Genomic DNA, 19,941 nt, shown 5'->3' on the forward strand with positions numbered 1-19,941 from the left:
ATACTTTTTGAAACACCACCTGAATGTTTTTCGTGGTCAAGCAGGTCTTCTTAGCGCCTATCGAAAATCAAATCTGTTAAAATTCCAATACATTTATTTCATTATTTCTCAAATGCTCCGCCACCCAGCACCATCGTATTTTTTTGCTGTGTGTTTACATCCCTCAAGTTATCGTGCAATTACACGATATGCTTTCAAAAAAAATACATGGCCTACTCGCTTAAACCTCGATAACAATACAGAAATGCAAGACCTTTGCACCCTATTCTCTCAGCAATTCAATTATCAACTTTCAAAATCTGGCCATGTTTTTATTTATAACGATGGCCTTGGAGGAACACGCGGTTGTAAGCATGAACACGATAACATGAATGAGGATGCTGCATTTTTTTTGAATCACAATGCCGGATATATCAATGGTGATGGTATGTTAGTGATTGCCAAAATCACTGTCTTTGAGGTGTTTTACCGTTTAACTTGTCACACTTTGGGTAAAATGAATCGCAATAAATATATTCAATGGACAAAACAGCGACAACAATAGTCCCGCTTTAAACGCATCTAGCACATATTGCTCACCACAATGTTGCTTAATCATCGGTAAGAATGCATCACAGGACAGTACACCTGTGGTGCTAATTGCTGCTTGTGGTTGATGTCTTCCAAAAAGCTGTAGAAAAATGATGGAAAACATCCCTCGAATCATATCCACAATTAAAGCTTGAACTGCCAATAAGGGATTTAGTTTCTGTGAAATCATTGCAGCAGACAGACTTGCCCAACCGAATCCAGAAAGCAATACAGCACTTTCCTTCCAAATTATCAGCATAAAGCAGGCAAATATTGTATTTGCCAATACCATTATGATTGGGAGTTTAAAATCATGCCATTGCAATGTTTTGATGTTAAATGCTGATATAAAGACTCCGATCAAAAATAGAATAATGTAGATCAGAACGTTTTGAATACTTAAAGCTATTTGCTCATCTATTAAATCCATTCTATAAGTGAAGATCCCTCCTACAAACACCAAAATAAGCAAAAGATATACTGTCAATATTTTAATGATATCCTTAATTTGGATTGGTTTACGTTTGCTGTTTTCCTGCTGTTTCTTCTTATAAAATAGTGAACTAAACCAGTAAGTAAATGCGCATACCCCGAGTGCGAGAATAACTAACTTGCTCAAAACAGCTTTAGGATTTTCTAATGCGAGTAGGTTTGGCGCTGCGAAAACTGTGCAAAAAAATATAAATAAAATCAGGGCTAAAAAAAATACTTGTTCAATGTACTTGTTGGGATGAAATTTACGACCATATAGATAGCCAAAAATGATGATGATAAGATCCAATCAGACTTCCAAAATTATTTTTATACGTATCGCTTAGATTAATTCATAGATATAAAATTAATATGACAAAATGTTTCTGATAGAGCATCGTCATGTCTAATCATTTGTGTCTGCTAGATTTTAAGTTTAAAACTTAATTTCGCCCCGCTATCGTCCATAGTCTAATTCGTTGTTTTGATTTCTCGTACAGTTCAATTTCAATCTTTCGGCGTGTTTAGCGCATCTCTTTAAAACAACTAATCACAATTTTAAAATATCACTCACAATTCTATAATCGTTTTTCATTTCAGATCACCTAATATATTTTTTAAAAGTACAAAAGAGAACGTGATGACTCGCAATCATAACGACCTTGATACCATCCCACATAGAAGCACTCGTGTTTATTCTCAAAGTTTTGACTACTCTTTGGACTTTAAAAAAATTAATTTCAGAGAAAGGCCAGAACTCTATCGAATTGGTCGTGGTGAACAGGGTGTATTACTCGTCGAACCCTACAAATCTGAAATTCTGCCCTTTTGGAAATTTGCAGATGAAGATAAAGCTAGAGAGAGTTCTAATAAGATTTATCAACTCTTTCTTGAATATTTAGCAGTCGATGATTTTGTCGGTGCAGATATGGCTCGTAAATTTTTACAAATGGGTTATACCCGAGCGAGACGTTATGCCAACCATAAAGGTGGAAAAAAATATAAAGGTCCTGTACCTAATGACAAAAAAGGTTTAAGTGGTGCTCACGGGCGTGAAGAACTACCACGCCAACAAGAAGACGCTATTAAGGCTGCAGCAGCACGAATTTTTAAAGTGAAATGGGATGAAGCTAAACAGCATTCCCACTATATTGCATTAAAAGAACGATTTAAAAACTCAATTGCGAGTCAATAAATACATTCTCACACCATTTATAATACAAATAAAATTATTTGTTTAGTTTTTATTTACAATAATAAAATAGACAGTACAATAAAGTTTGCCAAAAAATGATCGCCATTTTTAGCATTTAATGATAAATAAATCACAAATAATGAGCATGCGCCATGATAACTAAATTTTTAAAATTGGGTTTAATCCTCTCGATGACCACTTTAACAACGACAACTTTTGCGCAACAACACACCGTTTCATTGGGTTATGCTCAGTCTGAAATTGAAAATGCGTTTGATATTCGTGGTGTTCACGCTCAATATCGCTATGAACTCGAGACTCCTTTAAGCGTTATGGCAACAATGTCGTATCAAACTGGTGATGAAACTTGGATTGAACCAGGTGAACGCCAAGATACAGATGTAAAGCATTTTTCTTTGCTAGCAGGCCCTGCATATCGTCTTAATGAGAATTTCAGTGTTTATGGTGTTGTCGGGATCGCGCATTCAAAAGTTGAAAGCTCATATCGCGCCTTAAACATATACGAAAACATGGATCTAAGTGAAACAGCGTTTGCATATGGTGTTGGTATTAATATTAATCCTGCTCCGCAATATGCGATCAATATCAGTTATGAAGGTACTAAAGTTGATGGGGCTAAATTTGATGGGTTCAACATCAGCGCAGGTTATCGTTTCTGATTCTGCTTGAATACATAGAGAATTAATAAGAGGCTTTTTGCCTCTTTTTTGTCAAAATCATTGGATAATGTTTATACATTATTTGGATAGCGATAAATAGACAAATCCTATATAGCTAGAGTAAGTCTTATTATTCTACTTAGGATGTTTCATGCAAAAAAGAAAACTTGGACAAACTGATTTATTCATCGCACCCATCGTCTTCGGAGGAAATGTATTCGGTTGGACGGTTGATGAAAAACAAAGTTTCAAAATTTTAGATGCACTGTATGAGCGTGGATTTAACACCATTGATACAGCAGACTTCTATTCCATTTGGGCACCAGGCAATCATGGTGGCGAGTCAGAAACAATCATTGGTAATTGGTTAAAACAAAATCCAAGTAAACGTGAAGACATCGTGCTATTTACTAAAGTCGGTTTAGATATGGGGATTCCCGGACATCAAGGTTTATCTGAACGATGGATTATGCAAGCAGTTGAAGACTCACTTAGTCGTTTAAAAACAGATTATCTTGATCTTTATTTTGCACACTGGCCTGATGAAAACACACCTCATGAGGAAACATTATCAGTATTTTCAAAGCTCAAAGATCAAGGAAAAATTCGCGCCTATGGCACTTCTAATTTTTCAGCTGATCAATTAGACGCTTCTATTCAAGCTGCACAAAAGATTGGTGTGCAACATTATCAGGTTCTTCAACCTGAATATAATCTTTACGATCGCGATGTATTCGAACAAACACTGCAACCCATTTGTGAACGCCATCAAATTGGTGTCGTAAGTTTTTATAGTCTGGCTAGTGGATTTCTATCTGGGAAATATTCGTCATTAGACAATATTCAAGGGCGTCAACGTGCAGATACGCTTGTAAAATATTTTGATGAGCGAGGCTTAAACCTTTTAGATAAGCTCAGAGAAGTGGCATCGCGCCACAATGCGGCACCTGCTGAGGTAGCTTTGGCTTGGTTACTTGCGCAAAAGCATATTTCAGCACCAATCGCCAGTGCAACAAACCTTGAACAAATTACCCAATTTTCAAATGCAGTGAATCTTCAACTCTCACCAGAAGACATGCAAATTCTTTCAATAGTGTAAATATAAAAAAAGAGGCTATAAGCCTCTTTTTTCTCGTGACCAAACATCTATGCTTCAGTCGGTTTTTTGAGTTCCGTCATCGGCCAACGTGGCGTCGTTGTCACGGCTAAGCCATCATGCTGTCCTGCTTTTAAGCGTTGATATCCAGCAAAAGCAATCATGGCGCCATTATCCGTACATAAAGCTGGTTCAGCATAATATACTTGAGCTTTTATTTTAGCTAAATCTGCTTCAAGACGTTCACGAAGACGCTTATTGGCACTCACACCACCAGCAATGACCAAACGCTTAAGACCAGTTTGCTTTAATGCTTTAACTGATTTTTTGACCAATGTATCAACAATAGCCTCTTGAAAACTCGCAGCAATATCAGCGTCTCGGTTTTCATCACCTAATTTTTTCATTTGGACAGAAACCGCTGTTTTTAAGCCACTAAATGAAAACTCCAAACCTTGATGCAACATAGGACGTGGAAATTCAAAAGCAGTGGCATCACCATGTTCAGCAAGTTTAGAGATATTTGGACCACCTGGATAAGGCAGCCCCATCATTTTAGCAACTTTATCGAATGCTTCACCCGCTGCATCATCGATTGACTCACCTAAGATTTCATAATGTCCAATATCATATGCCGCCATTAATTGTGTATGCCCACCCGAGACTAACAAGGCGACAAACGGAAATTCCGGTGGAGTGGCTGATAAAAGAGGCGCCAACATATGTCCTTCCATATGATGCACACCAATGGCTGGTTTATTTAACGCAAATGCAAGCGTACGACCAAACAATGCTCCGGTCATGAGTGCACCCATTAGGCCTGGACCACGTGTATAAGCCACTGCATCAATCTCAGATTTTTTGATTTGGCTTTCTTCAAGTAATTGATTGATTAAAGGAATTAATTTACGAACATGATCGCGTGACGCCAATTCGGGTACCACTCCACCATATTCAGCATGCAATTTAATCTGACTATATAACACCTGTCCTCTTAAGCCGACTTCGCTGTCATAGAGTGCGAGACCAGTTTCATCACACGACGTTTCTAAGCCTAAAACGATCATTAAATTGCCTTTAACCCATTTCAAAATATTGCTAAAGCTATTATAGACTTGTGATATGAGATGTAAATGAGTAAAATACTGACCTTCACTTGTGACTTAGCGCAATTCGGTGCTTAGTCTTATCCATAAACTAGAGGATTCTTCATGCCACAAGTTAAATTGAAAGAAGGCGAACCAGTAGACGTAGCTATCCGTCGTTTCAAACGTTCATGCGAAAAAGCGGGTGTTTTAGCTGACGTTCGTAAACGTGAATTCTACGAGAAACCAACTCAAGAACGTAAGCGCAAAAAAGCTGCTGCTGTTAAACGCTACCAAAAGAAATTGGCGCGTGAATCAGTACGTACTACTCGCCTTTACTAAGATTAATTTGTGATTGACTGCTCGGATATATAAATGACTACTTTAAAAAACCAAATTACTGACGTTTTGAAAGCAACAATGCGTGCTAAAGAAATGGATAAGTTAACGGTGATTCGTAGTCTCCAAGCAGCAATTAAGCAAATCGAAGTCGATGAACGCGTAGAACTAGATGATAGTCGAGTTCTCGCGGTCATTGAAAAACAAATCAAGCAACGTAAAGAATCGATTAAAGCTTTTGAAAGCGCTAATCGACAAGACTTAGCTAGTAAGGAACAAGCCGAGGTTGAGGTTTTATCTCAATTTCTACCAGCAGCTATGACTGAGGAAGAACTTGATTCAATTATTGCGCAAACGATTGCTGCGCAACAAGCTACTAGCATGAAAGATATGGGTAAGGTGATGAATTCTCTACGTCCGATCATAGCCGGACGTGCCGATCCTGCACAAGTTTCGAGTAAAATTAAAGCTCAACTTTCTTAAGTTTTCATATTATGTTTGATTTGGTCTATTTAATAATGTCATTAAATAGTCCAGTCTAAATCACGTATCCCCGATATTATTACAACAATACTTTTTATTTTTTCACTTTCTGATTATTTAAGCTCACATTGAATATTATATCTTTGTAAAATCTGCATTTCTTTCGATTGCTTCACTTTCACAACAACATCCTGCTTACTCATTCTAGAGTAGGAAAATGGTAAATCCTTTCGATATTTATCCACCACCTGATAAAAGCCATCGACATAAGTTCCAACAATGACACAATATCTTTGAGTCTGATCAACACTAAACTGTGTTGTATTTGGCGCTAGTGTTTTTAGAAAATGCCTCATATCGGCATTATATATTTGCGATACAACTTCAATCTCTTGTGTAAATTTAACAGGAAGTGTTTCCGCATGAGTGAACACACCCACCCCAAACAACATCATAAAAAATAGTGGCAATTTCATTATTAGATTCAATCACATAATTTAAAATATTTATTCATTCATCATTCTAAAACAATCTAACCATTAAGAATGAATAGTTTCAATAAAGTTAGGTTTGTATTCCTGGAAAAACTCTTCATAAGGTGGCGGTATTTTCCCTTCAACCACAGAACCGAGCCTTAAACGTATAACGCCTGGTAAATCAAGCCGATGTGAATATAAAGGACTTCCACATTCACCGCAAAATACTCTTGCCTTTAACTCGGTATGAAAATAAGACTTAAGCACATCTTCACCAGAAATTAACTCGAAGTTTTCAAGCGGGATCGGGCTATTCCATGCAGCAAAACCGCCTTGAGCCAACTGACAGTGCTTGCAATAGCACAAGATACTTTTCTCAAGATCACCATGATAAATATATTGCACCTTTCCACATAAGCATTGACCTTTTATCATTTAAACCTCTTATAATTTTTGTTGACGCTCATCCTGCATCATCCGCAGTCTTTGATTGATGACTGCACTCATAGAGTTATTTTCCTTGGCTAAACGCTGAGCATGAATGAGTGAGCGAATCGCATTCTCTTCCGCTCCCTTCCAATATTCAACTTCAGCCCGATATCGCAATACATTTACAGTACGTAAAGGATTTTTAATATCTAAATTTGCCGCTTGTTGTCGAATGAACCATGCTTGCGTATCACGATTATTGATTTGGATAAATTTATTCGCCAACCTTTCAGCAGCAACAAAATTTCCCTGTCGAATATAAATTTCAGCTAATTTATAACTTAAAGCACGATTTTCAGGTGTTATTCGTTGGCGCACCAATATCGTTTCCTGCGCAGAATCAAATTGATTGGTCGCCAAGTAGATATCTGCTTGAATAAGCGCGATAAGCTGATGGTTTGGCTGGACTTTCTTAGCAAGCTCAATTTCTTTTTGTGCTAGATCAAAATCACCACGCTTTAAATAAAAAGCAGACAGTGCAATTCTTCCAGCCAATGCATTTGCTCTCACCACTCCCTTTAACTGTTCCTCATTGGTTTGATTGGTCACAACTGCGGTATACCACTTGATCTGATCAAACTCAGAGAGTGTGTTGCTATACGGAACTTTAGGAAGTTGATCTGCTCGTAAACGTGCCTCACTGATGCGCTGAGTAGTCAAAGGATGTGTTAACCAAAAATCAGGAAGATAACTAATTTTTGGAGTCGCACGATTCATGGTTTCAAAAAACTCAGACATACTGTACGGGTTATATCCAGCACGATACATCAATTGCATTCCAATACGGTCTGCTTCACGCTCTTGATTACGACTATAACTTAACTGTCGATCCACTAATGCGGCTTGAGTTCCCATCATCAGTGCAGCACCTGCATTACCATCAGCTTGTGATGCAATTGCAGCACCCACAATGATACCAGCGAGTGCGAGCAATCCCTGCCCTTTAAAAGCCTCTTGAGAACGGCTGTAGTGTCTTTGCGAGACGTGTGCCACCTCATGAGCAACCACACCCGCAACTTCATCCATGTTCTTTGCCGACGTAATTAATCCACTATTCAATGCAAATAAACCGCCAGGTACAGCAAAGGCATTAATTTGTGGATCGTTTACAATCACCAAGGCAATTGGTTGACCTAACTGTGTTTGCGCAATAATTTTTCGGAATACAGCCATAAATTGATCTTCCAACCAAACATTGTTTAAGACTGGAAGTTGTTGCTGCACTTGACGATAGACTTTTTCACCGATCATTTTTTCTTTTTGTTGATCGATAAATCCAACACCACTATTAATATCAGGCACTTCAAATTGAATTTTATTGGCATTGTAGAGTTCATCAGCCGCCGCTGAAAAACTCGAACTCGCTATCAATAAAGCCAAAATGATCTTCTTCAAACCTGTATTCCTAAACGTATACTCCATCGACTATAACACTGAATAATGTGAAGATTAATGATGAACTGTTACGTTTATTATCACGCTCAAAATACTTTACTTATTCACAATATATTGAGGCTCATCCCCATCTAAGGCTTTTACCAGATTATCATAAGCAAGATTTGCCATTTTCATTCTGGTTTCTGCTGTCGCCGAACCTACGTGCGGCAATGTCACGACATTTTCCAATTGAAACAATGGTGATTCTTGGAGCGGCTCTTTCTGATAAACATCTAAACCAGCAGCAAAAATTTTGTGATTTTCAAGCGCCTCAATCAAGGCCGACTCATCCACAACTGATCCTCTGGCAATATTCACAAACACAGCATGTTTTTGCATTTTCTCAAATTGAGCTTTACCGATCAGCGCTTTCGATTGCTCATTTAAATCGACTGCAATGACGATAAAATCAGACGTTGAAAGTAAAGTATCAAGATCACAATATTTCGCCTTTAAAGGCTCAGCTCGCTCTATACATGGTTTTCGATTATGGTATTGAATATTCATATTAAATCCATAAAAACCACGTCGAGCTATCGCAGCACCGATATGACCTAAGCCAATGATACCGAGCGTTTTCCCATAAAAATCTTGACCAAATTGTGCAACACCAGCGGTACGCGTCCAATGTCCATGCTTTGTCCAAGAATCTAAATGTGTCACTTTACGAGCCGCACTCATCAATAAGGTAAAAGCCAAATCAGCAGTCGTCTCTGTCAACACATGAGGCGTATTGGTCAACCAAATACCCTGTTGTTTTAAATATTCAACGTCGTAATTATCATAGCCCACACTGACCGAAGAAATAATTTTAAGTTTTTTTGCGGTCTGTAAGTTGTCTTGATTTAAACGACGCCCAGCGCCTATCATCCCATCTGCATCCGCAACTTCTCTTAAAAGTTGCTCATTAATGTCACCCTGTTTTGGATTAATTTGAACGACCTGATATTTCGATTCTAATTGATTTAATATTTTCGGATCTATCTGACTAAATACCACAACCTTTTTTTTCATAAAACTCCCTCTTTAGATCCAGTATCGATTTAATTTTTAATTAAGTTCCACAAGCGACGCTTTAACAATGGCTGCTCAATCATGTCTTGTAAGCTTGCAATCTGCATATGCTGCGTCGTCGATATATGCGGCAAATACCCTAAGCTCAATATTTTTTTATCAACAGATAATGCATCGATAAAACCCTGTATAAATACTTCAGCACCTCTTCCATCTTGGAATTGTGCGAAATTAAATGGCCATTTTAAATCGTAAAACTGTGAACTCACACTACGCTGGATATTCACCCATAAGTTTTCTTGTTCTGTGGTGAGCGCTGTAGCATCTAGCAGAATAGTATGTGTTTTAGTGATCATCGCTTGAATTTCAAAAGCATCGATTACAAGCGGTTGACGCTCAACAACTTCATCTTGAGACTGTTTGTCATTTTCCACAAACTCTCGAGGAAGCTGCACACCGTCTGGATTACTTTTTAACTGAAGCGAAGAATCATCTTTATTTAGCTGTTCAGCTTGTGAAGCTGGTTTTGTGATGAACTGTTCTAATTGAGCTTGCGCAAATTCAGGAAAAGATACATCTGTTGGATGATTTTCTTCAACTTGATCGCGATATAAGGAAGGTTTGTAATGACGTGTTTGTGCCGTATTTTGTGGAATCCATATATCGATTCCCATCACAGCTAAGAGGCTTCTTTGATGCTCTAACATATTCACATTCATTACAGATGGACTGGCATGAGGGCTGGGTATTCTACCCACTTTTTAATCTTTTACTGAACTTTTAATCCGCAAACAATCATAACTTAATTTCATTTCTGACGCATTAATATCCTTGCACCTTTTAAATTCAGAATGCATTGATAGCTAAACAATAATGACGCTATTTTTCTTATGCATTTGATCCACAATTTCATCACTTTCAAATCCAAGTCGCCAATATAATAATTCAAGTACATCTAACTCATCTTGTGTAATGATTCGATCATTCCATAAACATAATTCAGCAACACCCAAAATACTCAACCGATCTCTCAGCAACAATCCAGCAATATCATTAAGAATTTCACCTAAGTCGATAGGTTCATCTGAAATTTCTTCATAAAATTCAATTTCATCACGAGTTAAAATTCGTTCTAAGATTTGGGTTCTAACTTCAAGCTGATTAGCAGTATTTAACTGCTGAACATGTAATAACGCATCTATTAGCCTAACAATTTGCGGCTTAGCATCCTCAATTGAGGTTGGACGATGTATTGGCAATAAATCCAGTTGAGACTTCACCTTTTCAATCAGTAAAGCATCCAAAAGCCCAATTTCACCATCTTCTTGAATAATTTTAGCCAATTTAGTAATAAACTGACGCGCACTTGTAGCAGGCATATTTCCCAACTGCTTACATGCCTCATGAAAAATTTGAATATGCACTCGACCATCTATATTTAACAGTGAGTCGACAATTGCACGACTCACAGGCGCATCCGAAGGAATAAATTCACGGTACTGCCGAATCATTAAAATCGCAACCATCACTTCACGCGCACCAGTCGAAGTTTGCAAAGCCCTTTGAATGAGTTCTGGACGTTTCATCTGCTGTCTAACTTCACTATTTAAGGGTTTGATGGCATCCTTAATTGCAAAGCTGATCGGTGATAATCTTAATAATGGAAGTGGCTGTGGTGACATCCATGGATTATATTCTTCAGCAATAGACTCCTCTAAAGAACGCATTAAACTAAATAGTGGTTGATTTCGTAATTTTTGTAAATTTTCTAATTGAATATCTTCAAGTAAATTCGGATTTAATTCATATATACGATCTTGAATACAAGGTTGGATATTCAACCAACTTTGAGGACTAAGTGAGTTAGCAAAGCACATATGAGAAATAGCTTCAGAATATTCACTATGAATCTGTGATCCTGCGTGATGAACATAGATTCTTAATAAGGTTTGAATATTTGCATTACTACTCAATAATTGTCTTGTCATTGCATCGTTATACAATGTTCGACTACCCAAAGTAATATATTTCATCAGACGCGTAATAAAGACGCCTAAACTACCAATTAACCATATGACTCCACCGATCGCCACAAAAGTTGTTTCCAAACTATCTCTCAATTGATCCCGATTACGTCGAAATCCCTGCTTCGCGATTTTACTGCCCCATTGACTAAAGGTAATTAACCCACTGTATAAAATTTTAAGACGAGTATTTTCTCGAGTTTCACCCGATAAAATTTTATGGAATTCATGACCCAACAATCCATAAAGCTCTAACTCATCGAGATTTTGTAGCGCCCCCCAAGTCAGAATAATCACAGTATCTTTGGGATGAAAACCCGCAGTCAGTGCATTAACCCCTATTTCATCGGGTAAGACATAGAGTGTAGGTGTATCAATTGAGAAACGATGTGCTAATTTTTCAGCAAGCCTAAGCGCTGTACTTTCTTCTGGAGTACTTTCAATAAAAGTGAGTTGTCGTGCTTTCAATTGTTTTGCGAGCGTATGACCACCAGAACGGAAGACATAAAACTCATAAACGACAGAACCACCGATAATGCTAATCAATAGCACCATCATATATGGACTGAGAAAATGCCACCAAATGGACTCAGAAGGATCAATATAATGAACCAACAATCCGAGCGTCGTGTTTAAAATGATAATTGCGAGCACAATAACAATTAAACATACGCTTAATGACCACAGCATATTTTTGTTTTTAATAAAGTAACCACTAACATCTTTCAATGTAAAATTTCCTCATTACATTGTGTTGTGATCATAAATTAAAAAAGCGGGAAATACCCGCTTTTTCAAATAGAAAACTATAAATTAATTTTCTTTAATACCACTCAGATCAACTGAGGCTGCATCAATATTTAGATCGATATAACCATCTTTGGTTTTCTTGGCAGAGTCATTACGCTTGCGCTCTAAACCATCGAGATATGACTCATCAATGTTACCCGCAACGTAAATACCGTCAAATACTGAGCAGTCAAAGTCAGTTAACTCAGGTACTTTTTTCGTACGAACAGCTTGCTTTAAATCTTCCAAATCTTGGAAAATCAAACGATCAGCACCAATCATTTCACGAATTTCTTCAACATCACGATTTGAAGCAATTAATTCGTTTTTAACTGGCATATCAATACCGTAGACATTCGGGTATTTCACCATTGGTGCAGCCGATGCAAAGAAAACTTTTTTAGCACCGGCGTCACGCGCCATTTGAATAATCTCATTACACGTTGTGCCACGCACAATTGAGTCATCTACAAGCAATACGTTCTTATCTTTAAACTCTAATTCAACTGGATTGAGCTTTTGACGTACAGACTTTTTACGCAACTGCTGACCCGGCATAATGAAGGTACGACCGATATAACGGTTTTTCATGAAACCTTCACGGAATTTCACACCGAGTGTATTGGCAAGTTCTAAAGCGGATGTACGCGAAGTATCTGGAATAGGAATGACAACATCAATGTCATGGTCCTCACTCCATTCACGCAGGATTTTCTGCGCCAACTTCTCACCCATTTTCAAACGTGCTTTGTATACCGAAATTCCATCAATGATGGCATCTGGACGAGCAAAATAAACATACTCAAAAATACATGGGCTATGGTGTGGGTTAGCCGCACATTGCTTCGTGAATAGATTACCCGCATCATCAATAAAAATTGCTTCACCTGGCATCACATCACGTTCAACTTTAAAACCAAGCGCTGTTAAAGCAACTGATTCGGAAGCAAGAATATATTCAACACCATCATCGGTATCACGCGATCCCAAAATTAAAGGTCGAATACCATTTGGATCACGGAAGCCAACTAAACCATGACCTGTGATCATCGCAACAACAGCATAACCACCTTTACAACGCTCATGCACACGAGTGACTACATGGAAAATATCATCCGCAGTCGGTGTAAGTTTGCCGCGTTTTTGTAATTCATGTGCAAAAACGTTTAATAACACTTCTGAATCTGAATCAGTATTCATGTGACGTAAATCTGTTTTAAACAGATCATCATGAATCTCGTCAGCATTGGTTAAATTACCATTGTGCGCTAAAGTAATACCATAAGGAGAGTTTACGTAAAATGGTTGTGCTTCAGCGCTACTCGATGAGCCAGCTGTTGGATATCGGACATGACCAATTCCGTAATTACCTAACAATGCACGCATATGACGTGTATGAAATACATCACGCACCATGCCATTGTCTTTTCTCAAAAAGAGACGACCATTATGGCATGTCACAATCCCTGCAGCATCTTGTCCACGATGTTGTAACATCGTTAATGCATCAAACAACATTTGGTTAACAGGTGATTTACCAGCTATACCAACAACTCCACACATAGCAACCTCGCAGACAAGCTAGGATTAATAAAAAGGATTATTCGTTGAATGAGATGACGAATCATCTTGTTCAGAAGATGATTGACGAGAAGAATCTGATGATTGATTCGACTCTTCTGATTTCATATGACTTAAAGCTTTTGACGCTGTCTCTTTGGTGTACTCAGTCGCTAAAGGCGCGTAAGGCAATAAAGTTTGAATAAACTTAGATTGTTTCCAATGTGGAGAGCTCTCTACAAATGAACCAATCCCTTGCATAGTAATGAGGACGATTAAGAGACCTTTCAAGGTGCCAAATGCACCACCTGCCAATCGATTTAATGGACCAAGCTTTAAGCTTTTCAGCAACCGATTTAATATTGCAGTGACGATCCAAGTCAAAACAACAATAATCAGAACAATAAAAGCAAATGCCGCTATTTTTTGAACCACAGGATCTTGACTGAGTGCGGACATTGAAGGCGCAATTTTACCCGCAAATTTTGCACCCATAATGAGTGCAAAAATCCATCCTACCAAGTTCGCAAAGGCTTTAACGAATCCTTGACGCAAACCGTTAAGCCCTCCAATGAGCAGAATAATCAGTATAAAGATATCGATGGTATTCATAGATTAGGTCATAGCTTGTACGCAATCTTTAATCAGTTTTGGCCCTGTATAAATTAGACCACTGTAAATTTGAACCAATTGCGCACCCGTTTGCTGTTTAGTCGCGGCTTGATCACCACTAAGAATACCACCAACACCAATCAATGGGATTTGACCTTGAAGTAATTTTGAAAATGCAGATAGACATTGTGTACTTTTTTCAAATACAGGCGCACCAGATAAACCACCTGCTTCATCACCATGCGCTAAATTTTCTACACCCTCACGTGACAAAGTCGTATTGGTCACAATCAGACCATCAATTTTAAATTGAATTAATTGAGATGCAATAAATTCAATATCTGACTCAGTTAAATCTGGGGCAACCTTTAATACCAGTGGAACATAGTGTTGATACTGTTCAGCAAGTTCAAGTTGACGATTTTTTAAAGTTTCAAGAAGTTCTGTTAATGCATGTCCACTTTGTAAACTACGTAAGTTCTTGGTATTCGGAGATGAAATATTAACAGTAATATAAGATGCATAATTATAAACTTTTTCTAAACAAATGAGATAATCAGTTACAGCATCTTCAACTGCTGTATCGGCGTTCTTACCGATATTGATGCCTAATACACCTTTATAATTTGCTGCTTTAACATTCTCAATCAGCTGATCTACACCATCATTATTAAAACCCATACGATTAATAATCGCTTGAGCCTCTGGAAGGCGGAATAAACGCGGTTGAGGATTACCAGACTGAGGTCGAGGGGTAATGGTTCCAATTTCGATAAAACCGAAACCTAAACTCGCAAGTGCATCAATATATGCACCATTTTTATCTAAACCTGCAGCCAAACCAACTGGGTTTGGAAATTGAATACCCATACAAGTCACTGGCTTTGGGTCTATTTTTTGACGCATTATGCCAAACTTATATGTCGATTTAAGCATTGATAATGTCAAATCATGTGCACGCTCAGGCGCCAATGAAAATAGAAATGGACGAGCAAGCGAATATAACATATCTCAAAAACTGCGGTTTTTTAAGTTGCCACATTATAGGCTGAGTATGCCCAAAACGCTATGCCTGTCATAGGTTTATTTTCACCACTTACTGTACTGATGCTGTTAATTTAATCGCAGCTCCAGACTTAATAAGTTCCAATTTTTCAACACTTAAACCCATTTGAACCAATTGGGTAAGAAAATTTGCGAGGATCGCGTAGTTTTCATGCTCAGCACTGATCATTAATTTATTATCGCTTGGTTGTGTGACCACAGATAATCCTGCTTGTTGTGCCACACGCTGAATTTTATCCGAAGGTGTTAGACTTAAATCTGTTGAAGATTTCATTGTCACCACATTGGATTGCATCCACACCAATGTGTCTTTCAGTTCATTCAATCTTTTTTGCTGATTATCTGCTGCTTCGTGCATTTTCCACAAAGCAGATCCAATTGATGCGACGACAACGATAATCGTTGCAGCGATGACAAGTACACGCTCACGCACACTCAATGACGATAAATAGTCATCAATCTTTTCAAATAATTGATCAAATTGATTTTGAAATTTTTCTAAAGTTTTCATTATTGTACTTTCACCAAACCAACGACCATTTTATCCTGAGTTTGCACATTCCCAAGTTCAGCTTTGAAGCCTTGCTGATTCATTTGCTGAATTAGATTTTGTAATTTTTCGGATGAGTCCGCCACCAAATCCATACTTAAACCAGATGCTTCATAAGAAACACGATTTGCGATAATTTGATGTTGCATTAAAATCGGACCTACACGGCTGATTAACTGTAAGACCTCAGTATTTGCAGGTTTACTCATCCGCAAATTACTTTCAAATTGGCTTCGCAAATTTTGCTCATTGAGACGACTATTGGGTCCAAACCACGATTGATATTGCTCTACCGCAACCAAAGCCGTTTGATCAGATACTTTTTTTAACTTTACCCAACGCACTAAATCATAACTGAATTGCACTACAAGCAAGCCCACAAGCAGTGCTGCACATGCTTTCCAATAGCCTGAGATTCCACCCTCTGTGTTTTTTGCTTTAGGCAAAACATTGAATGGATGATTCTTTAATTTTTTTTCAGCTTTAAATACATAATTAAAGCTTTCCCACTCATTTTGTTCCGTTGCATGAATCAAACTCATCATCTGATCATCATTTAACCGATCATGCAAAATATGTATAGGCTTTGGCAATAGATCCAAAAACAATGCTAAATCATCAATCGCAAAACCTTGATTTGATCCTGTTCTCGCCAATAAATGCCCATGAATATTAGCTAAAATAGTTTGCCCCTGTTCTGGCACTGGTAAGACCAAAAAATCGGGTAATAGCGCAACCACTTTCACCGGAATCAAGTTCAGAGCATGTTGCATTGTTTGGACTTGGTATTGACTGATCCCCATTACTGACAATTGGTCTGGTGCCTCAAATTGAGTAAGCACTTTCATCTGATCAATGGAGTGAATGGTATATTCTTCAAGTAAATATTTAGCGCCTTCGCTTCCAATTTGCTTGAATTGAGCTTTGGGCATATTTTGTTGAATAATTTGTACATCATGGCTTGAAAAGAATACAACAGCTTCTTGTCCATGATACGGTTGAGTATCTTGAATCAACTCTTCTAGCGTTGTTGATGAATTCCAATTTTCACCATTTGACCAGAGCCAAACCCCATTCGACACTGGCATCCATAAATACAACATTAATTTTATTCTGCCGTTTTATTCATTAAACACTTATGGTTATTAAGCTGACGGTACAAAATGTTTTAATTTTGTGGAAAGTCCCGCAGCAATGACTGTCTGATCATAAATCCGCGCTTCAGCAAGCGAAAAAGGATTAAAAAATTCAGACGTAATAATTTCTTCAATATATGCCACAACATTCATATGACATACAACCACAATATTCTCAAAAGGTAGTTGAGATAACCACTCAACTGCAACTTTAGCATCATCGTCAGGTTTAATTTTATCACATACTAAAACTTCAACATTTGGAAAGAGTTGCTGTATATGTTTTAAAGTTTCCTGCGCCCTGAGCAAAGTACTCACTACAAATATATCAGGTGCTACTACGTCTTTTAAAAAGTGCGCAGTTTGTTCAGCTTGAATATGACCCCGCTCAGTCAGTGGTCGTTTCGAGTCATTACCATTAATTGGTGGAGCGGCTTCACCATGACGAACTAAAGTGAGTTGCATTTGTTTTCCCTAAACCATGTGTCATCCATCATATCTAAACATTATGACAATGATGATAAACCATTCATTAATCTTAAACTTTATGATGCGGCAATACGAATTCAACATCACTTCGATGACCATTCTTCATCAAAGATAATGCAATATGTAATGGTGGTGCACCTTCATAAATCACTTCATAAAGTGCTGTGGTGATTGGCATATAGACATCAAGCTCTTTGGCTCTTGCATTCACTTGCACAATGGTATTAATCCCTTCAGCCGTTTGCCCCAGTTCCGTCGTTGCCTGCTCTAAGGTTTTACCTGAACCTAAAGCAAATCCAACTTGATAATTTCGACTTAAAGGACTATTACACGTTGCGAATAAATCGCCAACACCAGACAAACCTAAGAATGTCAGTGGATTTGCGCCTAGCTGTACAGCAAAGCGACTCATTTCCGCCAACGCACGTGTCAAAATCATACTTTTGGTATTTTCGCCAACGTTGTAGGCTGCAGCCATCCCCATTGCGACAGCATAGATATTTTTAAGTGCGCCTCCAAGCTCCACGCCATGTACATCATCGCTTCCAAATACACGAAATAGTGCACTGTGTAATGCTTGCTGCACTGCATATCTCACCAATTCAGAATGGCTGGCAATCACTGTTCCAGCAGGCATTCCTGACATAATTTCTTTCGCTAAATTTGGGCCCGAAAGGACGCCATAAGGCACTTCTGGAAGCTCTTCACGAATAATATCACTCATGAAACTAAAGGTTTTAGCTTCGATCCCTTTTGTGAGTGATACAACCGCCTGAGCAGTGATAAAGGGCTTGATCTGTTTGAGTACATCTCGGAATGAATGGCTCGGAATAGCGACCAAAATAATGTCTCGATCTCGAACAGCCTTTTCAAGATTGGATTCTGCTTTTAATGCTGACTCAAGGTTGTAATCCGGCAAATATCTTGAATTAACATGTGTTCGATTGATTTCATTCGCAATTTCCTCATCACGAATCCAAATCATGGTGTCACAACCATTTCGCACTGCCGTATTCGCCATGGCTGTACCAAAACTACCACCACCAAGAATCGTAACACGCAAGGCTGTTTTATGATCAATTGCAACTGGCTCGACCAAATCTGAAAACTTTAATTCCGACATTCTTTTAAATCCTAAACATTCTTTTTCTAATCGTTAAATTTGCAATGTTGCAATTACGGCTGCCAAAAACTGACGAATGCATCTGTTTCAATCTCAGCGCGTGGTGCAATCGCCTTAAAAGCAGTCCCTACATAAATGATACCTGAAATTAAATCATGCGTTTGTAGCCCCAGCTTTCTTTTAAATAGATCTGACTCCACAACAGCACCACTGCGCCACATGGTATTGAAACCCTGAGCTTGTAAACTGAGCAAAAGATTTTGTATTGCAGCGCCTGAACTTAAAGTTTGCTCAAAATATGGAACTTTCGCATGATCATGAAATCGTGTTACAGCGATAATCAGCATAGGTGCACGCATAGGATGATGACGTACGCGTTCAATTTGAATTGAATCAGTTTCACCAAGGTCTGCTACTGCTTCACTGAGTAAAACACCAAATGCTTCACGTTGCTCTCCTTTCACAACAATAAATTGTGTCGGTTTCAGACGATGATGATCGGGTGCGGTTAAAGCGGCTTTAAAAGCTAATTCTAATTGTTCTGCGTTAGGATGAGGTTCTACCAAATGACCAACGGATTGACGCTGATGAATATTGTCATGCACTACTTGAGAAAATTGATCTGACATTTGAAGACTAATCTTTAAACTAACACTATATACTTAAGCTTAGCACAAACATTGAAAACTACTCTACAGTTATACTTATACACGAGGCATGCAGCATAATTACAATCAAACATAAATCAGGCATTTCACTTCAAAATCGATACAAAACATGCTTAATTCTTTGGAATTTAAGCCCTAGCATACATGACTGAGCTCCAAACTTAATATTGCAACGCTAGAGGAAAAATAAAATGAAAAAATTAATGACATTGACTTCTGTAGCGACTACAACAATTCTCCTGATTGCTTGTGCATCAACACCTACTGAAACACTTGCTATTCAAAAACCAAACAATCAATATGAAGTGTCAGGATTAGGCAAAACCCAAGTTCTTGCAAAAAATAATGCAATTTCTGCCGCGAACAAAACTTGTGGTAAGAATTCTGCGCCTGTCTTAATTGACGAAAAAACTGAATATAACGGCGCACTAAAAGGTGTTGTGGCTGAACAGACTGGTAAACTCATTACTGCAGCTTCATCAGTTCTTGGCTCTGTGATCGGCACTAAAAATACAATCGAAAAAGACACTGACTACCAAACAACAATCACCTTCAGCTGTAATTCAACCCGCTAAAATTTCCTATAAAAA

Annotated in this window: 23 protein-coding genes; 7 read left to right on the forward strand and 16 right to left on the reverse strand. The window is 38.1% G+C overall.

Translation table 11 applies throughout. From position 1 onward, the window contains the following. Positions 1 to 544, forward strand: a 544-nt coding sequence (locus tag CL42_RS17275) for a hypothetical protein (RefSeq protein ID WP_171076790.1), incomplete at its 5' end; no start/stop codon positions are given. Here CL42_RS17275 and CL42_RS11935 read toward each other — a convergent pair. Beyond that, positions 473 to 1,351 carry a LysO family transporter gene (locus tag CL42_RS11935; RefSeq protein WP_035268731.1) on the reverse strand — a complete coding sequence of 293 codons (879 nt, stop codon included), beginning with the start codon at positions 1,349 to 1,351 and terminating at the stop codon, positions 473 to 475. The genes CL42_RS17275 and CL42_RS11935 overlap by 72 nt on opposite strands. A gap of 330 nt (positions 1,352 to 1,681) precedes the next feature. Between CL42_RS11935 and CL42_RS11940 the strand changes: the two genes are divergently transcribed. The 3 genes from CL42_RS11940 to CL42_RS11950 all read left to right on the forward strand — a co-directional run bounded on the left by CL42_RS11940 (position 1,682) and on the right by CL42_RS11950 (position 4,015). Further along, on the forward strand, positions 1,682 to 2,236 hold the full coding sequence (locus tag CL42_RS11940) for a DUF4385 domain-containing protein (RefSeq protein ID WP_035268734.1): 555 nt from the start codon (positions 1,682 to 1,684) through the stop codon (positions 2,234 to 2,236). 152 nt (positions 2,237 to 2,388) lie between these two features. Further along, positions 2,389 to 2,916 carry an Ail/Lom family outer membrane beta-barrel protein gene (locus CL42_RS11945; protein WP_051586606.1) on the forward strand — a complete coding sequence of 176 codons (528 nt, stop codon included), beginning with the start codon at positions 2,389 to 2,391 and terminating at the stop codon, positions 2,914 to 2,916. Positions 2,917 to 3,067: 151 nt separating this feature from the next. Next, entirely contained in the window at positions 3,068 to 4,015 is a 948-nt protein-coding gene (locus CL42_RS11950) for an aldo/keto reductase (protein WP_035268736.1), read from the forward strand. Positions 4,016 to 4,062: 47 nt separating this feature from the next. Here CL42_RS11950 and tsaD read toward each other — a convergent pair whose 3' ends face one another. Further along, positions 4,063 to 5,079, reverse strand: coding sequence for a tRNA (adenosine(37)-N6)-threonylcarbamoyltransferase complex transferase subunit TsaD (gene tsaD / locus CL42_RS11955; RefSeq protein ID WP_035268741.1), 1,017 nt, complete (start codon positions 5,077 to 5,079; stop codon positions 4,063 to 4,065). 144 nt (positions 5,080 to 5,223) lie between these two features. On the opposite strand from tsaD, the gene rpsU reads away from it, so the two are divergent. Then, complete coding sequence (gene rpsU, locus CL42_RS11960) at positions 5,224 to 5,439, forward strand: 30S ribosomal protein S21 (protein ID WP_001136722.1); 216 nt, start codon at positions 5,224 to 5,226, stop codon at positions 5,437 to 5,439. A gap of 33 nt (positions 5,440 to 5,472) precedes the next feature. Then, positions 5,473 to 5,919, forward strand: coding sequence for a GatB/YqeY domain-containing protein (locus CL42_RS11965; RefSeq protein WP_035268744.1), 447 nt, complete (start codon positions 5,473 to 5,475; stop codon positions 5,917 to 5,919). 113 nt (positions 5,920 to 6,032) lie between these two features. Here CL42_RS11965 and CL42_RS11970 read toward each other — a convergent pair whose 3' ends face one another. The 14 genes from CL42_RS11970 to CL42_RS12035 all read right to left on the reverse strand — a co-directional run bounded on the left by CL42_RS11970 (position 6,033) and on the right by CL42_RS12035 (position 19,312). Beyond that, positions 6,033 to 6,395, reverse strand: coding sequence for a hypothetical protein (locus tag CL42_RS11970; protein ID WP_035268745.1), 363 nt, complete (start codon positions 6,393 to 6,395; stop codon positions 6,033 to 6,035). Between the two features lie 63 nt (positions 6,396 to 6,458). Continuing rightward, complete coding sequence (locus CL42_RS11975; protein ID WP_035268748.1) at positions 6,459 to 6,830, reverse strand: GFA family protein; 372 nt, start codon at positions 6,828 to 6,830, stop codon at positions 6,459 to 6,461. 9 nt (positions 6,831 to 6,839) lie between these two features. Further along, positions 6,840 to 8,279, reverse strand: a complete 1,440-nt coding sequence (locus CL42_RS11980) for a M48 family metalloprotease (protein ID WP_035268752.1) — start codon at positions 8,277 to 8,279, stop codon at positions 6,840 to 6,842. 96 nt (positions 8,280 to 8,375) lie between these two features. Further along, positions 8,376 to 9,335, reverse strand: coding sequence for a 2-hydroxyacid dehydrogenase (locus tag CL42_RS11985; RefSeq protein WP_035268754.1), 960 nt, complete (start codon positions 9,333 to 9,335; stop codon positions 8,376 to 8,378). 29 nt (positions 9,336 to 9,364) lie between these two features. Next, positions 9,365 to 10,093, reverse strand: coding sequence for a hypothetical protein (locus CL42_RS11990; protein WP_155756986.1), 729 nt, complete (start codon positions 10,091 to 10,093; stop codon positions 9,365 to 9,367). Between the two features lie 105 nt (positions 10,094 to 10,198). Beyond that, positions 10,199 to 12,088, reverse strand: a complete 1,890-nt coding sequence (locus CL42_RS11995) for a M48 family metalloprotease (protein ID WP_035268759.1) — start codon at positions 12,086 to 12,088, stop codon at positions 10,199 to 10,201. A gap of 84 nt (positions 12,089 to 12,172) precedes the next feature. After that, positions 12,173 to 13,711 carry an amidophosphoribosyltransferase gene (gene purF / locus CL42_RS12000; protein ID WP_035268762.1) on the reverse strand — a complete coding sequence of 513 codons (1,539 nt, stop codon included), beginning with the start codon at positions 13,709 to 13,711 and terminating at the stop codon, positions 12,173 to 12,175. 24 nt (positions 13,712 to 13,735) lie between these two features. Beyond that, on the reverse strand, positions 13,736 to 14,320 hold the full coding sequence (locus tag CL42_RS12005) for a CvpA family protein (RefSeq protein ID WP_035268765.1): 585 nt from the start codon (positions 14,318 to 14,320) through the stop codon (positions 13,736 to 13,738). Between the two features lie 3 nt (positions 14,321 to 14,323). Beyond that, complete coding sequence (locus tag CL42_RS12010) at positions 14,324 to 15,328, reverse strand: quinone-dependent dihydroorotate dehydrogenase (RefSeq protein ID WP_035268767.1); 1,005 nt, start codon at positions 15,326 to 15,328, stop codon at positions 14,324 to 14,326. A gap of 88 nt (positions 15,329 to 15,416) precedes the next feature. Next, a complete protein-coding gene (gspM, locus tag CL42_RS12015; protein WP_035268769.1) occupies positions 15,417 to 15,896 on the reverse strand; it encodes a type II secretion system protein GspM in 480 nt (159 codons plus the stop codon). After that, complete coding sequence (gene gspL / locus CL42_RS12020; protein WP_035268771.1) at positions 15,896 to 17,038, reverse strand: type II secretion system protein GspL; 1,143 nt, start codon at positions 17,036 to 17,038, stop codon at positions 15,896 to 15,898. The genes gspM and gspL overlap by 1 nt, the downstream gene beginning before the upstream one ends. Positions 17,039 to 17,080: 42 nt before the next feature. Beyond that, entirely contained in the window at positions 17,081 to 17,536 is a 456-nt protein-coding gene (locus tag CL42_RS12025) for a phosphoglycerate mutase family protein (RefSeq protein WP_035268776.1), read from the reverse strand. A 73-nt stretch (positions 17,537 to 17,609) separates the two neighbouring features. Further along, a complete protein-coding gene (locus tag CL42_RS12030; RefSeq protein WP_035268779.1) occupies positions 17,610 to 18,683 on the reverse strand; it encodes an NAD(P)H-dependent glycerol-3-phosphate dehydrogenase in 1,074 nt (357 codons plus the stop codon). A gap of 53 nt (positions 18,684 to 18,736) precedes the next feature. Continuing rightward, on the reverse strand, positions 18,737 to 19,312 hold the full coding sequence (locus tag CL42_RS12035; protein WP_035268783.1) for a nitroreductase: 576 nt from the start codon (positions 19,310 to 19,312) through the stop codon (positions 18,737 to 18,739). 230 nt (positions 19,313 to 19,542) lie between these two features. Here CL42_RS12035 and CL42_RS12040 point away from each other — a divergent pair, with 230 nt between their 5' ends. Beyond that, the gene (locus tag CL42_RS12040; protein WP_035268786.1) at positions 19,543 to 19,926 is read left to right on the forward strand and encodes a hypothetical protein; all 384 of its coding nucleotides are present in this window, start codon (positions 19,543 to 19,545) and stop codon (positions 19,924 to 19,926) included. Positions 19,927 to 19,941 lie beyond the last annotated feature (15 nt).

The organism is Acinetobacter sp. Ver3 (genome assembly GCF_000632455.1).
In the GTDB taxonomy this organism is placed as follows: Bacteria; Pseudomonadota; Gammaproteobacteria; order Pseudomonadales; family Moraxellaceae; genus Acinetobacter.

Excerpts from the sequence above, each read along its gene's own strand:
- CL42_RS12040 (WP_035268786.1), top strand. The coding sequence starts at position 19,543 with ATGAAAAAATTAATGACATTGACTTCTGTAGCGACTACAACAATTCTC.
- rpsU (WP_001136722.1), top strand. The coding sequence starts at position 5,224 with ATGCCACAAGTTAAATTGAAAGAAGGCGAACCAGTAGACGTAGCTATC.
- CL42_RS11975 (WP_035268748.1), bottom strand. The coding sequence starts at position 6,830 with ATGATAAAAGGTCAATGCTTATGTGGAAAGGTGCAATATATTTATCAT.
- gspL (WP_035268771.1), bottom strand. The coding sequence starts at position 17,038 with ATGTTGTATTTATGGATGCCAGTGTCGAATGGGGTTTGGCTCTGGTCA.
- CL42_RS11970 (WP_035268745.1), bottom strand. The coding sequence starts at position 6,395 with ATGAAATTGCCACTATTTTTTATGATGTTGTTTGGGGTGGGTGTGTTC.
- CL42_RS11950 (WP_035268736.1), top strand. The coding sequence starts at position 3,068 with ATGCAAAAAAGAAAACTTGGACAAACTGATTTATTCATCGCACCCATC.
- CL42_RS11945 (WP_051586606.1), top strand. The coding sequence starts at position 2,389 with ATGATAACTAAATTTTTAAAATTGGGTTTAATCCTCTCGATGACCACT.
- CL42_RS11985 (WP_035268754.1), bottom strand. The coding sequence starts at position 9,335 with ATGAAAAAAAAGGTTGTGGTATTTAGTCAGATAGATCCGAAAATATTA.
- purF (WP_035268762.1), bottom strand. The coding sequence starts at position 13,711 with ATGTGTGGAGTTGTTGGTATAGCTGGTAAATCACCTGTTAACCAAATG.
- CL42_RS11940 (WP_035268734.1), top strand. The coding sequence starts at position 1,682 with ATGACTCGCAATCATAACGACCTTGATACCATCCCACATAGAAGCACT.
- gspM (WP_035268769.1), bottom strand. The coding sequence starts at position 15,896 with ATGAAAACTTTAGAAAAATTTCAAAATCAATTTGATCAATTATTTGAA.
- tsaD (WP_035268741.1), bottom strand. The coding sequence starts at position 5,079 with ATGATCGTTTTAGGCTTAGAAACGTCGTGTGATGAAACTGGTCTCGCA.
- CL42_RS12010 (WP_035268767.1), bottom strand. The coding sequence starts at position 15,328 with ATGTTATATTCGCTTGCTCGTCCATTTCTATTTTCATTGGCGCCTGAG.
- CL42_RS12035 (WP_035268783.1), bottom strand. The coding sequence starts at position 19,312 with ATGTCAGATCAATTTTCTCAAGTAGTGCATGACAATATTCATCAGCGT.
- CL42_RS12005 (WP_035268765.1), bottom strand. The coding sequence starts at position 14,320 with ATGAATACCATCGATATCTTTATACTGATTATTCTGCTCATTGGAGGG.
- CL42_RS12025 (WP_035268776.1), bottom strand. The coding sequence starts at position 17,536 with ATGCAACTCACTTTAGTTCGTCATGGTGAAGCCGCTCCACCAATTAAT.
- CL42_RS12030 (WP_035268779.1), bottom strand. The coding sequence starts at position 18,683 with ATGTCGGAATTAAAGTTTTCAGATTTGGTCGAGCCAGTTGCAATTGAT.
- CL42_RS11965 (WP_035268744.1), top strand. The coding sequence starts at position 5,473 with ATGACTACTTTAAAAAACCAAATTACTGACGTTTTGAAAGCAACAATG.